Here is a 13,264-nt window from a genome sequence, read left to right on the forward strand (position 1 = left end):
CCCTCGCGAATCCGGACGGCCCGGCAGTGCCTGCAGATCTCTCCCCGCTGATAGCGGCGACCGCTCAGTGGCTGACCCGTGCCTATCCGCCGGGCGGCGGAGCGATGGACTCAGCTCTCTGCGAGGCGCAGGCACGGCAGGCCGTGACGGTCGCGGCCTGGCTCCGCTACCCGACGCCGATGGACGCCGCGCTGGTCTCGGTCGCGGGGCCCGGAGGCTCTGCCCGGCTCGACTGGGTCACGGGTGCGGAGGGCGCCGCGGCCGACGATCCGGACGGCTACGCGTGGCGTACGTGGGTCGACGAGGTCGTGGCGAGCTGGGCGGCCTGCCTGCTCAGCGCCCCGGGACTGGCCGGGGCCGCGGTGACCGCGCTTGCCGGCTCCCGGTACACGGAGGGCTCGCCCGTCGAGTTCCGGCGCCTGGTCGCGCCCGGCGTACGGGACCGGCGGGCCGCCGCGCTCCTGCGCCACCCGGATCTCCTCGCGCCCGTGGCCGGGCTCCACCACGGCCTGCTCCTCGACCGTCTGAAGCCGGGGCCGGCCCTGACGGTCTGAAGCCGGCGGGGCCGGCGCGGGCGGCCCGGACCGGCGCCACCGCCTGGGGCCCGGGCCGCACGGGCCGGCGAGGTCAGGATTTCCTGCCGACTTCCCTGTTGACGGCCGCGGGGGAGTCGTACGCCTTCTCCGGCAGGGCGCCGAGCGTTTTCTCGATCTCCGGGCCGGCGCCGCTCTTCTTCGCCGTTGCGACGATGTCCTTCCTGGAGGCGGGACAACTCACGCCACCGAGGGACTTCTGCATTTCGATCGGGTTCACCTTCATGGGCCGATACATGCCCCGGCCCCCGTGTGTGAATACTCCGCGCCGAAGCTGTCACCGCGATGGAGCACAGCACCGGCCTCCGCTAGGCCTCGCGCCGGAGAGGGCCCCAGACGCCCTCCTGCCGGGCGACTTCCGCGGCGGCCTCTTCGATCACGCGTGTATCGATCCAGCCGACCGGCTCGACGTCCCGGACCAGCGGCTCGTTGTCGGGCCCCCGCCCCGTCTCCTTCCCGCGCAGCGCCCAGGGACGTACCCCCGGCCCCTTCTTGCGCGGCAGGTGCGAGTAGTCGAACAGCCGGCGGGCCACCCACAGCCGCACCGGCCGGTCCCCCCACCACGGCTCGACGCCCAGGGAGCTCGCGGACAGTCCCGGCATGAGGACGCCCGTGAGGTCGTCCCGGCTCGACGCCGACTTCAGGTCGGTCGCGGGGCCGCGCGACCAGCGTACGTACAGCCGGTCGTGCCGCCCGACGAGATCGGTCAGCTCGTCGAGCGTGCGCAGAACGGGCAGCTCGTCCGGGGTGTCCATGCCAGCACTCACTCCTCGGCGCGTGTCTTTTGTCATCCATGGAGAACCGTAGGCATTCATGTGCTCAAAGGGGTAACCGGTAATCCATGGCAGCAAGCACGCGATACGCGGTTGCGGCTTCCGGGCAGTGGGTGGACGAGGAGGACGGCCGCAGGCTGCCCGCCGGCGAGGTGCACGCCTGGGAGCACGGCATGAACCAGACCGTGTGCGGCCTCTCCCTCAGCCGCTCGCAGCTGGGGCGCTTCGCACATGTCGTCTGGTCCGACATCCTCCCGGAATCCGGGGGCGCCGCGGACCGCGTCCAGCGGGTGTGTCCGCGCTGCGCGTCCGTCGCCGGGCGGCGGGGGAGCGACGCCCGCCCCCCATGGCACCGGACCAATCCGCGGCCCTGAGGAACCGCCGGCCGCGGCCCCTCGCGGTCCGTACGCCACTCGAATGCCCTACATCACCGCGCCGCTCGCTCCGCCGGGACCGAGTCTGATCGGAGGCCCGATCGCTCAGTCCGGAGGAGATGGAAATGGACACCGCTTTCTCGCGCGGCTGGGAACACGCCGTCGCCACCGGCGGCGCGGGTTTCGGCGGTTCACACCTGTGCGCCGCGCTTCTGGACGCGGGCCCCGCGCCGGGCGGCGCCCTGCTGCCCACCGCGGGCGGCGGGGACGAGCCGGAGCCCATGGCCGGCGCGGACCTCGGCCGGAACTGGTCGGAGGCGGAACTCGGGGCCTGGCTGAAGACGGCGGCCGTGCCGTTCGACCGTCCGGCGGACATCGCCGCGACCGTGGCCCGGGCCCTGGCGGACAACCAGATCGTGGCCTGGTTCCAGGGACGCTCGGAGTACGGACCCAGGGCGCTCGGCCACCGCTCGCTGCTGGCCCACCCCGGACACGCGGGCAACCTGGAACGGCTCAACGACGTCAAGGGCCGCGAGCGGTTCCGGCCGGTCGCGCCCATGGTGCCGGCCGACCGGGCCCCGGAGATCTTCGACGGCCCGATGCCCAGCCCGTACACGCTGTTCGTCCACGAGGTCGCCGAGGCGTGGCGCGGCCGCATCCCGGCCGTCGTCCACGTCGACGGGACCGCCCGCGTCCAGACCGTGGACCCGGCGCGTGAGCCGCTGGTCGCCCGGATGCTCGGCGAGTTCGAGCGGCTCACCGGTCTGCCCGTGGTCGTCAGCACCAGCCTCGACACGGCGGGCCGGCCCATGGTGGACGACGCGCCGGAGTGCTTCGGGTCCTCGCCCGTCGACCTGCTGGCCGTCGGCCCGTACGCGATCCGGCGCGGTGCTTCCTTCCACTCGTCGGGCACCTACGACGACGGGGCGGCGCGATGACGCCCCGCGGACAGGAGACGGCGGCCGGACCGGAGGACGCGGCGCCCGAGTACGCCGTGGTGATCCCGACGCTCGGACGCCCCAGCCTGAACGTGTGCCTGCGGGCGCTGGCCGACGCCGCCGGCCCCCGGCCGGCGCGGGTGGTACTCGTCGACGACCGTCCCGAGCCCGGCGGCACACCCCTCCCGGCCGACGTCCCGGAGGCCCTGCGGCCCGTGACCACCGTGGTGGCCGGCCGCGCGCGGGGACCGGCCGCGGCGCGCAACCGGGGCTGGCGCGAAGCCGGCCCGGTGCCGTGGGCGGTCTTCCTCGGCGACGACGTCGTGCCGGGGCCCACCTGGGCCGACGACCTCGCCATGGACCTCGCCGCGGCGACGTACCGCACCGCCGCCGTCACCGCCCGCGTCGTGGTGCCGCTCCCCGTGGACCGCCGGCCCACGGACTGGGAGCGCAACACCGCCGGACTGGCCACCGCCCGGTGGATCACCGCCGACATGGCGTACCGCCGGGATGCGCTCGAAGCCGTCGGCGGGTTCGACGAGCGGTTCCGCCGCGCCTTCCGGGAGGACGCCGACCTCGCCCTGCGGGTACTGGCGGCGGGCTGGGCGGTGAGCGCCGGAAGCCGTGTCACCACGCACCCGGTACGGCCGGCCGGCCGCTGGATCTCCGTACACCTCCAGGCGGGCAACGCCGACGACGTGCTGATGACCCGGCGCCACGGCCGGGACTGGTGGAACCGGGCGGACGCGCCACGGGGGCGCCTGCCCCGCCACCTCGTGGTGAGCGCGGCCGCGGCGGCGGCCCTGGCCTGCGCCGCTCTGGGGCGGCGCGGGGCGGCCGCGGCCTGCGCCGCCGGGTGGCTGGCGGGCACCGCCGAACTCGCCCGGGCGCGGATCGCGCCGGGACCCCGGACCCGGGACGAGATCGTCTCCATGGCGCTGACCAGCGTGCTCATTCCGCCCGCCGCCACCTGGCACTGGCTGCGCGGCCGGGTCGTCCACCGCCGGGTGCCGCCGTTCGGCCCGTACGAGGCCGCGGCGCCGCCCGGCGCACCGCGCGAGCCGGTCCGGGAGCGGGTGCGGCCGTGACCCGCCGTCCCGCGGCCCGGCCCGTGACGGGCCGCCCTTCGGTCCCCGCGACCGGCCCCCGGCTGTTCGAGGGGGCCGCGGAGGACAGCCGGGACGCGCCGTCGGCACGGAGGGACGCGGGCAGGGCCCTCCCGGAGGCCGTCCTCTTCGACCGCGACGGCACGCTCGTGGCCGACGTGCCCCCCAACGGCGACCCGGCCCGGGTCGAGCTCATGCCGTCGGAGTGGGAAGCCGTCGCCGCCGTACGCTCCCTCGGGATCCCGGTGGGCGTGGTCAGCAACCAGTCGGGTGTGGTGCGCGGCCTGCTGGCGCTGCGTCGGGTCGGGGCCGTGCGGCAACGGATGGAGGACCTGCTCGGCCCGTTCGCGCTCCGGGCGGCCTTCCCGCACGGGCCGGACGACGGCTGCGGCTGCCGCAAACCCGCGCCCGGTCCGGTGCCGGCCGCCTGCGAACGGCTCAAGGTCCGCGCCGCGCGCACCGTCGTCATCGGGGACATCGGGGACATCGGGGACATCGGGAACATCGGGGACATCGGGGCCGAGGTGGAAGCGGCCCGCGCGGCCGGCGCGCGGGGTGCTGGTGCCGACCCCGGTCACCCGGCCCGAGGAGACCGGGGCGGCCGGCGAGACGGCCGCCGGCCTGCTCCAAGCGGTACGGCTGGTGCTGCGCGACGAGGCCGCCGACCGGACGCCGGGAGGCCCGCGATGACTTCTTCCGCTCCCCGCGCGCTCGTCGTCCGCCTGGACAGCGCCGGCGACGTCCTGCCGGCCGGTGTCCTGGCCGGGGCGCGGGTCGCGGTGGTAGGCACCACCGGGTCCGCGCACCTCGCCGCCGCGGTGGGGACGCCGGCCGTCCCGCTGTTCGCCCCGGTGGTGCCGGCCGAACGCCGGGTCCCGTACGGCGTACCGCACGTACTGCTCGGCGACCGGAGCGCGCCCCGCGCCGGAAGCAGGGCCCGGCACTGTCCGCCCCCGGGGCACCCCTGCCTCGACGGGGTCGGCGACGCCGAGGCGATCGCCGCCGTGGCCGCGCTCGGTGACCGTACGGAAGCCGAAGCAGGGGCACGGGAGCCGGGGCGGGGGCCTGCGCGGACCGCCCGGCCGTACCGGCCGGCGGATCCGAAACGGAACGAGGAGCGAGGGCATGAACATCCTGCTGTGGCACGTACACGGCTCCTGGACCACGGCGTTCGTCCAGGGACCTCACACCTGTCTCGTTCCGGTGACATCCGGCCGCGATCCCGACGGGCTCGGCCGGGCCCGTACGTTCTCCTGGCCCGACTCGGTGCGGGAGACGACGCCCGAGGAGCTGCGCGAGACGCAGGTCGACCTCGTCGTCCTCCAACGGCCGCACGAACTCGCACTCGCCGAACGCTGGCTGGGCGGACGCCGGCCCGGCCGGGACGTGCCCGCCGTCTACCTGGAGCACAACGCGCCGGACGGCGACGTCCCGGAGACCCGGCACCCGTTCGCGGACCGCGACGACCTGACGCTCGTCCACGTCACCCACTTCAACCGGCTGTTCTGGGACAGCGGCTCCACCCGCACCGAGGTGATCGAGCACGGCGTCGTCGACCCGGGGCACCAGTACACCGGCTGGCTCCCGCGCGCGGCCGTCGTGGTCAACGATCCGGTCCGGCGCGGCCGTCACACCGGCACGGACCTGCTGCCCGTCCTGTCCGAGGCGGCGCCGCTGGACGTCTTCGGGATGCGCACCGAGGGACTGGCGGAGCACCTGGGCATACCCGACGACCGGTGCCACACCGCCGACCTGCCCCGGAGCGAACTGCACGCCGCCCTGGCCGAGCGCCGGATGTACCTGCACCCGGTGCGCTGGACGTCCCTGGGCCTGTCCCTGCCGGAGGCCATGCACCTGGGCATGCCGGTGGTGGCGCTCGCCACCACCGAAGCGGTCGAGGCGGTCCCGCCCGGTTCCGGAACGCTGTCCACCCGGCCCGACGTACTGGCACGGGCCGCCCGGCGCTACCTGGAGGAGCCGGAGGCCGCCGCCGAGGACGGCGCGCGCGGCCGCCAGGCGGCCCTCGAACGGTACGGGCTCAAACGCTTCCTGAACGACTGGGAGCGCGTGATGACGGAGGCGCGCTCGTGACATCCCTCGGCCCCCTCGGTGTCGGTGACCCCGCCGCCCTGTCGATCGCCCTCGCGTCGGAGCACGCGAGCCCGCTCGCCGCGCTGGGCGGGGTGGACGCGGGCGGGCGGAACGTCCATGCCGCGCGCCGTGCGGGCGCACTCGCCGGCCGCGGTCACAGCGCCACCGTCTGCGCCCGGCGGGACGCGCGCGACCTGCCGGACCGGGTGCCGCTGCGAGCGGGCGTCGAGGTGCACCACGTGCCCGCGGGCCCGCCCGAGCGGCTCCCCGAGGACGAACTCCTGCCGCACATGCTGGCGTTCGGCCGCCACCTGGCCGGGGAGTGGCAGACACGGCCGCCCGGCCTCGCCCACTCGCACTTCCGGATGTCGGGACTCGCCTCGCTCCACGCGACGCGCCGGGCGCGCGGGGAGGGCGGGCGCCGCCGTGTCCTGAGCCGTTACGGCTGGCCGCGGGTCGCGGCGGCCACCGAGTCCGTGTACGCCGAGGTGCCCGCCCCGCGGCCCGCCGCGACGGGGGTGATCTGACGCGCCCGCACCACACCGTTCCCGACCGCCCACCGCGCAGCACCGACGTCCGAAGGAGGTGCGGGTCCGGCCGTCGTCCCCCGGACGCGGTACGCCCGGCCAGCATGAACGAATCCCAGGTACTCGACGCCGCGCACCGGCACTGCCAGTCGCTGCAGGACGCACTCGGCCGGTTCCGCCGGCAGAGCCTCGACCGGCTCGCCGCATGGGGAGGCGAGCTCGCCGACGTACTCCCCGTCGGCGGCCGCCTGCTGGCCGCGGGCAACGGCGGAAGCGCCGCCCAGGCCCAGAACCTGACCGCGGAGCTGGTGGGCCGGTACCGGAAGGACCGGCCCGCCTACTCGGCCATCGCCCTGCACGCGGAGACCTCCAGCGTGACCGCCATCGGCAACGGCTACGGGTTCGACCAGGTGTACGCCCGGCAGGTGTCCGCCCACGGCCGTCCCGGAGACGTCCTCGTCCTCCTGTCCACCTCCGGTCGCAGCGCCAACCTCATCACGGCGGCGGTGACGGGCCGGGCGGCCGGACTGCGCGTATGGGCGCTGACGGGCCCGGGGCCCAACCCGCTGGCCGAGGCGGCCGACGAGGCGCTGTGCGTCGACGCCGCCACCACGGCGACCGTGCAGGAGGTCCACCTCGTCGCCGTGCACCTGCTGTGCGCGTGCTTCGACGCGGCGGGCGGGGCACCGGCTCCCGGCTCTGCTCCTGCCCCTGCTCCGGCCAGGACTGGGACCCGGGCCGTCGCGGCCCGCCGGAGGATGCCATGAGCGTGGGCAAGCCGCTGGTGGTCGTCGGAGACGTCCTGCCGGGACGGTCCGGGGATCGGCATCACCGGAATCATCGCGGGGGCATGGAGACGCCGTTCGTCCTTGAACGGTTTCCGGACGCCGACGTGCCCATGCTGCAGAGCCCGGACATCGTGGCGGATACGGTGCTGTACGCCCTGTCGGTCCCGGCCGGCGGCGCGGTGTCCGAGCTTGTCGTCGTACCGCGCAGGGAGCGGTCCTGGCCCTGAGCCCCTTCCGCCCCTGCCCCCGTCTCCGCCCGCACTTCCGTCCGACCGTCCACTTCCGACCGTCCGTCCGGCACACGAAAAGGATCTCCATGCCCGGCCCTCAGAACGCACACCAGCCAGTCGCCGTCGTCACCGGCGCGGACTCCGGTATCGGGCGCGCCACGGCCGTCCGCCTCGCCGCACAGGGGATGGATGTCGGCATCACCTTCCACAACGACCGGGAAGGCGCCGAGGCCACGGCGGAAGAAGTGCGCGGACACGGCCGCCGCGCGGCCGTCGCGGCCATGGACCTCACCCGGCTGCCCGAAGCCGCCGACGTGGTCGATCAGCTGGCCCAGGACCTGGGCCGTATCGACGTCCTGGTCAACAACGCGGGGATCGGCACGGCGACCCCGTTCCTCGAACTCGATCTCGCCACGGTCCGCCAGGTCGTCGACGTCGACATGATCGGCCCGTTCCTGTGCAGCCAGCGGGCCGCGCGCCGCATGATCCGGCAGGGCGGCGGAGGCCGGATCGTCAACGTCACCTCGGTCCACGAGACCCAGCCCCGCGTCGGCGCCGCGCCGTACTGCGCGGCCAAAGGCGGTCTCGGTCTGCTGACGCAGGTGATGGCCCTCGAACTCGCCGAGTACGGCATCACCGTCAACGCCGTCGCTCCCGGCGAGATCGCCACGCCCATGACCGGCCAGGAGGACCAGGACGTACGGACCGAGGTACGCCGTGGCATCCCCCTGGGGCGTCCCGGCGACGCGCGGGAAGTCGCCTCCGTCATCGCCTTCCTCGCCGGCCCGGACGCGTCCTACGTCACCGGAGCGTCATGGCCGGTCGACGGCGGAATGCTGCGCATGGGCCCCATGGCGGGCTCCCACCTCGACGACGACTCCTGGCGCCGTCCGTGAGGCACCGTCCGTGAGGCACCGCCCGGCCGGGTGCCCGGCCCGGCCGGAGCCCGGCTAGATGAGCACCGCGTACGCCAGGAAGAAGGCGGCGAAAAACAGCACGACCACTCCGATGGCGATCAGCGGACCCATGGCCCAGCCACGGGGAGGGTCGTTGCGCGGGCCGGTCTCCGACCCGGTGCTCGATTCACCGGGAGGGGTTTCACCGGGAGGCACCGAGCCGCCCGGTTCGAGGCCGGTGGTCCGGTCCGGCTCGGGATCGGGGTTCTGTGGTGTGTTCATGCGGAGCGGGTGCCCGAAATGCCCGAATTAACTACAACCGGTCTTCCCGGGTCTTCGCGCGGTTCGCCTTGCGGACGGCCTCCAGCGGATCGGACCTGCCCATCCCCGGGCGCCCCGCGACGCCGACCCGCTCGGCCGGGTCGTACGGATGCCGTTTCGACGCCTGCCCGTCGCTCCTCGCCCCTGCGCCCGCCCCGCTGCCGCGGTCGCGCCGCCTTCGGATCGGACGGGCCCCCGCGCCGGTTCTCCTCGGACCGCTCCAGGGCCGACGGAGGTCCCCGTTCTCCCGGCACGGGGGCTCGCCCCGTCTCCGAATCGAACGAATGCGAGGGAGGCGTGGGTACCTCGCCCGCCTTCCGGAGAAACGGCAGCGTGACCTCGGTGCACTTGGTGCACTCGGTGTACGCGATGCGATGGAAGCAGACCTTCCGGTTACGTCGCTGCCGTCGGGGCACCCAGGAACCGGAAGGGGCGCGAGGGGCACGTGCACCACCGAGGGAGACTTGAACGGAGACATGAACACCGACCGGAGACGGCCCGGCACCTGGGCCGCGGCCTCTGTCCGGCCGTCCGCGAGAAGGCGCTGCGGACGCCGCGGAAGAACAAGGCGCCGGACCAGACCGTCGGCACGGTGGTGAAGCTGTCGGCCGATGGGCGGTTACGGAAACGCCCCGGGCGCCCTCCGCGCGCTTGGGCGCGGTGCCGGCGCCGGGTGAAACGGAACGGGGCGGCCACGCTCGCGCCGCCCGGTCATGGGAGGCATGGGAGAACTCGATGGCTCAGCAAGTACGTGAAATCATGACAAGCGACCTCGTTGCCGTCGGCGCGCTCACCGCGGTCAGCGAGGTCGCGCACCGGATGCGCGAGGAGAACATCGGCGCCGTTCTGGTCACCGAGGGAGACCGGCTGTGCGGTCTGGTCACGGACCGGGACCTCGTGGTGCGCGTGCTCGCCGAAGGCAAGGACCCCGGCGACACGACCGTGCGGGAGGCATGCAGTCCCGACCTCGTCACCGTCACACCCGACGACGAAGTCGACCGCGCCATTCAGCTGATGCGGGAACACTCGCTGCGAAGGCTGCCCGTGGTCGAAGGCGCCACCGCGGTGGGCATCGTCTCCCTGGGCGACCTGGCGATCGAACGTGACCCCGATTCGGCCCTGGGCGACGTGAGCGCCGCCAAGTCCAACCAGTGATCCGTCGGTAATCCGCATCAGTGACCCGCCCGGCGAAGGCGGGACGGGCCTGTGAACCCCAAGCGCCCCCGAAGCGGAGTTGCCGAGCCGGAGCCTCCGGTCACCACCGGAGGCTCCGGCTTGTCCGCAACCCGCAACCCGCAACCCGCAACCCGCAACCCGCGGCCCGCCGGGCGCCGGTACCGGTCCGGGCGCGGACCCTGGAGCCGGCGCGGGTCAGGCGGCGGAGGCGGGGCCGGGCGGCAGGTGGACGGTCGCCTGCCCGGCCGGGCAGGCCGTCGCCGGTCCCACTCATTTCACCAGTGACGGCAACCACCTCCTGATCCACCTCGCCCGCCCCCATCCCGTCCGGGAGGCGGTCGAGCGCGACCCGGACGTCACCTTCACCGTCATCGGCGACTGCGCCTTCATCCCCGGCCCCTGGCGTGCCAAGTCCGGCACCCCGCCCACCGACACCGTCCCCACCAGCTACTACGCGGCCGTCCAGTTCACCTGCCGCGCCCACATCGTCGACGGCCCGGAGGGCAAGGCCGAGCTGCTGCGCCGCCGGCTCGCCCACTTCCAGCCCGACGGCGACCACGCCCCCGTCACCGTCGGCCGGCCGCCCTACGGCCGGATGCTGCCCGGCATCCGCGGCCTGCGCCTTCAGGTCACCGAGGTGCGGGCGAAGTTCAAGTGCGACGACCGCAGCCCCGTCGAACAGCGCGCCCCATCGCCGGCCGCCTCACCGGACGCGGCCAGGGCCTCGATGTGCCCACCGCACGGCAGCAGCACCGCCGCCCGGACCGCATCGGCCCCCGGAAAACCTGCCCCTCACCCCCCGTACGCGCCAAGGAGCGGATTCGGAGCCGTTGACAGGTGCTGGTCGACTTGGCCATGCTCCTGGGAGAGCGCTCTCCCAATGGGCGCCGAGGAGGCGGACAGGTGAAAGAGGAAGAGCTCGCCCGGCTGCTGGACAAGCTGGATCTCCGGCAGAAGGTGCGCATGCTCACCGGTGCCACCACGTGGCGCACGCGTCCCGAACCGGCGGTCGGTCTGGGGCCGATGACGACATCCGACGGGCCCGCCGGTGTGCGGGGCGAAGCCTGGGACGAGCGGGACACCTCCGTGCTGATCCCCTCCGCCTCCGCGCTCGGCGCGATGTGGGACGAGGGGCTCGTCGAGCGGCTCGGCGGCCTGCTCGCGGCCGAGGCCCGCCGCAAGGGAGTCGACGTGGTGCTCGCGCCCACGCTCAACCTGCACCGCTCACCCCTGGGCGGCCGGCACTTCGAGTGCTTCTCCGAGGACCCGGAACTCACCGGCCGCACCGGAGCCGCGCTGATCCGGGGCATCCAGGCGCACGGCGTCGCCGCCACGGCCAAGCACTACGTGGCGAACGACGCGGAGACCGAACGGCTGACCGTCGACGTCCGGGTCGACGAACGTGTCCTGCGGGAGGTCTATCTAGCCCCCTTCGAGGCCGCGGTGGAGGCGGGCGTCCGGCTCGTCATGGCCGGGTACAACGGGGTCAACGGCGCCACCATGACGGAGAGCCCGCTGCTGACCGAGCCGCTGAAGGGGGAGTGGGGCTTCGACGGCGTCGTCATCTCCGACTGGGGCGCGGTGCGCTCCACCGAGGCGTCCGCCCTGTCCGGCCTGGACCTGGTCATGCCGGGGCCCGAGAGCACGTGGGCGGACGCCCTGGTCGCGGCGGTGCGCGCGGGCACGGTCCCGGTGGAAGCCGTGGACGACAAGGTCCGGCGCCTGCTGCGGCTCGCCGCCCGGGTCGGTGCGCTCGATCCGCTCGGCGCACCCCTGCCGCATCCCGCGCCCCCGCCGCACCCCGACGGCGTACGCCCGCTGCTGCGGCGTGCGGTCGCCGCGAGCGCGGTCCTGCTCCGCAACGACGGCCTGTTGCCGCTGGACCCCGACGCCGTGCGCACGGTCGCGGTGATCGGCGCGCACGCTGCCGGACCGAGGACACAGGGCGGCGGCAGCGCCGGTGTCTTCCCCGACACCGTCACGACGCCCCTGGAGGGCATCCGGGCGGCCCTCGCCGGCCGCGCGCGCGTCGTCCACGCGCCCGGCCCCGCCCTCGGGGAGCCGCCACCGCTCGGGGCCGCCGCGGAGTGCCGCGACCCCCGCAGCGGGCTGCCCGGGGTGCTGCTGCGTACGCTCGACGCGCAGGGACGCGAGCTCTACGCCGAACACCGCCTCTCGGGACGGCAGTTGGAGCCGCGCGTGGACGCGGAAGCGCACACCGTCGAGATCAGCGCCCTGCTGCTGCCCGCCACCGGGGGCGAGTGGACGCTCGGTGTCGGCGGATTCGGCCGCATGACCCTGACCGTGGACGACCGGGTCCTGGTCGACGGCGTGTTCCCGCGCGAGAGCGACGACCCGGCCGTCGTCCACGTCAACCCGCCGTGCCACTACGGGAGCGTGCGGATGGCGGCCGGGCACGCGGTGCGCGTCGTGGCGCGGCGGGAACTCGTGCCCGGCAGCGGCCGCGCCACCCTGGTGACCGCGGGGCCGCCCGCGCCGGACCCCGCCTCGGCCGTCGCCGAAGCGGCACGGGCGGCGCGCGGCGCGGACACGGCTGTCGTGTTCGTCGGCACCACCGAGGACAGCGAGTCCGAAGGACAGGACCGCACCGGTCTCGCGCTGCCCGGCCACCAGGACGACCTGGTGCGGGCGGTGGCGGCGGCCAACCCGCGCACCGTGGTCGTCGTCAACGCCGGCGGCCCGGTGGAGATGGGATGGCGGGAGGAGGTCGCGGCGGTGCTCCTGACGTGGTTCCCCGGGCAGGAAGGAGGAACGGGCATCGCGGACGTGCTGCTCGGGCGCGCCGAGCCCGGCGGGCGGCTGCCGACCACCTGGGGCGCGGTGCTCGACGACGCACCCGTCACCGGGACACGGCCCGAGAACGGCGTGCTCGGCTACACCGAGGGGCTCCACATCGGCTACCGCGCCTGGCTGCGCGAGGGGCGCGAGCCCGCGTACTGGTTCGGGCACGGCCTGGGCTACACGACCTGGGCGTACGAGGAGATGGCCGTCTCCGGCGCAGTGTCCGGCGAGGTCTCCGGCGCGGCGTCCGGCGAGGTCTCCGGCGCGGCGTCCGGCGACGGGTCCGACGGCTCCTTCACGGTCGTCGTCCGGGTCCGCAACACGGGAGGGCGGCGCGGCCGCGAGGTGGTCCAGGTGTATCTCGCGCGGCCCGGCTCGTCGGTGGAGCGTCCGCACCGGTGGCTCGCCGGGTACGCCGCGGTCGAAGCGGGCCCGGGGGAGCCGGTCACCGCGCGGGTACGGGTGCCGGCGCGGGCGCTGCGGCACTGGTCCGCCGCGGACCGCGGCTGGCGGGTGGAGCCGGGGGCGTACCGGGTGCTGGTGGGACCGTCGGCGGGAGAACTGCCGCTGGCCGGCACCGTCGAGGCCCGGCGGCCCCGTACCGTACGCCCCTGACCTGGGAGACCGGCGTCGGAGAGCGCTCCCGCGG

The 13,264-nt window shown here is 75.0% G+C and carries 14 protein-coding genes and 3 pseudogenes; 14 read left to right on the top strand and 3 right to left on the bottom strand.

Annotated elements, in window-relative coordinates; translation table 11 throughout:
* Window positions 1-26 precede the first annotated feature (26 nt).
* The gene (locus ABD374_RS15635) at window positions 27-554 is read left to right on the top strand and encodes a hypothetical protein (RefSeq protein WP_344495561.1); all 528 of its coding nucleotides are present in this window, start codon (window positions 27-29) and stop codon (window positions 552-554) included.
* 73 nt (window positions 555-627) lie between these two features.
* On the opposite strand, the gene ABD374_RS15640 is transcribed toward ABD374_RS15635, so the two are convergent.
* Both ABD374_RS15640 and ABD374_RS15645 read right to left on the bottom strand, forming a co-directional pair.
* Window positions 628-819 (bottom strand): DUF2795 domain-containing protein, encoded by a 192-nt coding sequence (locus ABD374_RS15640; protein ID WP_344495563.1) that lies wholly within the window; start codon window positions 817-819, stop codon window positions 628-630.
* 82 nt (window positions 820-901) lie between these two features.
* Window positions 902-1,348: a DUF6098 family protein gene (locus ABD374_RS15645; RefSeq protein ID WP_344495565.1), complete on the bottom strand. Its 447-nt coding sequence runs from the start codon at window positions 1,346-1,348 to the stop codon at window positions 902-904.
* An 86-nt stretch (window positions 1,349-1,434) separates the two neighbouring features.
* Here ABD374_RS15645 and ABD374_RS15650 point away from each other — a divergent pair, with 86 nt between their 5' ends.
* From ABD374_RS15650 to ABD374_RS15690, 10 genes and pseudogenes are all read left to right on the top strand, one after another.
* Window positions 1,435-1,740 carry a hypothetical protein gene (locus ABD374_RS15650; protein ID WP_344495567.1) on the top strand — a complete coding sequence of 102 codons (306 nt, stop codon included), beginning with the start codon at window positions 1,435-1,437 and terminating at the stop codon, window positions 1,738-1,740.
* 215 nt (window positions 1,741-1,955) lie between these two features.
* A pseudogene (locus ABD374_RS15655) lies at window positions 1,956-2,678 on the top strand (carbamoyltransferase C-terminal domain-containing protein); the annotation flags it as partial.
* Window positions 2,675-3,766 (top strand): glycosyltransferase family 2 protein, encoded by a 1,092-nt coding sequence (locus tag ABD374_RS15660; RefSeq protein WP_344495569.1) that lies wholly within the window; start codon window positions 2,675-2,677, stop codon window positions 3,764-3,766. The pseudogene ABD374_RS15655 and the gene ABD374_RS15660, both read left to right, overlap by 4 nt.
* Window positions 3,767-3,942: 176 nt before the next feature.
* Window positions 3,943-4,245 (top strand): annotated as a pseudogene (locus tag ABD374_RS34645) (HAD-IIIA family hydrolase); the annotation flags it as partial.
* Between the two features lie 94 nt (window positions 4,246-4,339).
* A complete protein-coding gene (locus ABD374_RS34650; protein WP_425577250.1) occupies window positions 4,340-4,474 on the top strand; it encodes a hypothetical protein in 135 nt (44 codons plus the stop codon).
* Between the two features lie 435 nt (window positions 4,475-4,909).
* A complete protein-coding gene (locus tag ABD374_RS15670; RefSeq protein ID WP_344495571.1) occupies window positions 4,910-5,875 on the top strand; it encodes a glycosyltransferase in 966 nt (321 codons plus the stop codon).
* A gap of 38 nt (window positions 5,876-5,913) precedes the next feature.
* A pseudogene (locus tag ABD374_RS15675) lies at window positions 5,914-6,273 on the top strand (glycosyltransferase); the annotation flags it as partial.
* 233 nt (window positions 6,274-6,506) lie between these two features.
* On the top strand, window positions 6,507-7,169 hold the full coding sequence (locus ABD374_RS15680; protein WP_344495573.1) for a D-sedoheptulose-7-phosphate isomerase: 663 nt from the start codon (window positions 6,507-6,509) through the stop codon (window positions 7,167-7,169).
* The gene (locus ABD374_RS15685) at window positions 7,166-7,417 is read left to right on the top strand and encodes an SDR family oxidoreductase (protein ID WP_344495575.1); all 252 of its coding nucleotides are present in this window, start codon (window positions 7,166-7,168) and stop codon (window positions 7,415-7,417) included. The genes ABD374_RS15680 and ABD374_RS15685 overlap by 4 nt, the downstream gene beginning before the upstream one ends.
* A gap of 89 nt (window positions 7,418-7,506) precedes the next feature.
* The gene (locus ABD374_RS15690) at window positions 7,507-8,316 is read left to right on the top strand and encodes an SDR family oxidoreductase (protein WP_344495577.1); all 810 of its coding nucleotides are present in this window, start codon (window positions 7,507-7,509) and stop codon (window positions 8,314-8,316) included.
* A gap of 54 nt (window positions 8,317-8,370) precedes the next feature.
* On the opposite strand, the gene ABD374_RS15695 is transcribed toward ABD374_RS15690, so the two are convergent.
* The gene (locus tag ABD374_RS15695) at window positions 8,371-8,598 is read right to left on the bottom strand and encodes a DUF6480 family protein (RefSeq protein ID WP_344495579.1); all 228 of its coding nucleotides are present in this window, start codon (window positions 8,596-8,598) and stop codon (window positions 8,371-8,373) included.
* A 774-nt stretch (window positions 8,599-9,372) separates the two neighbouring features.
* On the opposite strand from ABD374_RS15695, the gene ABD374_RS15700 reads away from it, so the two are divergent.
* From ABD374_RS15700 to ABD374_RS15710, 3 genes are all read left to right on the top strand, one after another.
* Window positions 9,373-9,792, top strand: a complete 420-nt coding sequence (locus tag ABD374_RS15700; RefSeq protein WP_344495581.1) for a CBS domain-containing protein — start codon at window positions 9,373-9,375, stop codon at window positions 9,790-9,792.
* 79 nt (window positions 9,793-9,871) lie between these two features.
* Window positions 9,872-10,720 carry an FMN-binding negative transcriptional regulator gene (locus ABD374_RS15705; RefSeq protein ID WP_425577251.1) on the top strand — a complete coding sequence of 283 codons (849 nt, stop codon included), beginning with the start codon at window positions 9,872-9,874 and terminating at the stop codon, window positions 10,718-10,720.
* Window positions 10,669-13,230: a glycoside hydrolase family 3 C-terminal domain-containing protein gene (locus ABD374_RS15710; RefSeq protein WP_344495864.1), complete on the top strand. Its 2,562-nt coding sequence runs from the start codon at window positions 10,669-10,671 to the stop codon at window positions 13,228-13,230. The genes ABD374_RS15705 and ABD374_RS15710 overlap by 52 nt, the downstream gene beginning before the upstream one ends.
* Window positions 13,231-13,264: the final 34 nt, after the last annotated feature.

The sequence above is a fragment of the Streptomyces enissocaesilis genome (assembly GCF_039533765.1).
GTDB lineage: Bacteria > Actinomycetota > Actinomycetes > Streptomycetales > Streptomycetaceae > Streptomyces > Streptomyces enissocaesilis.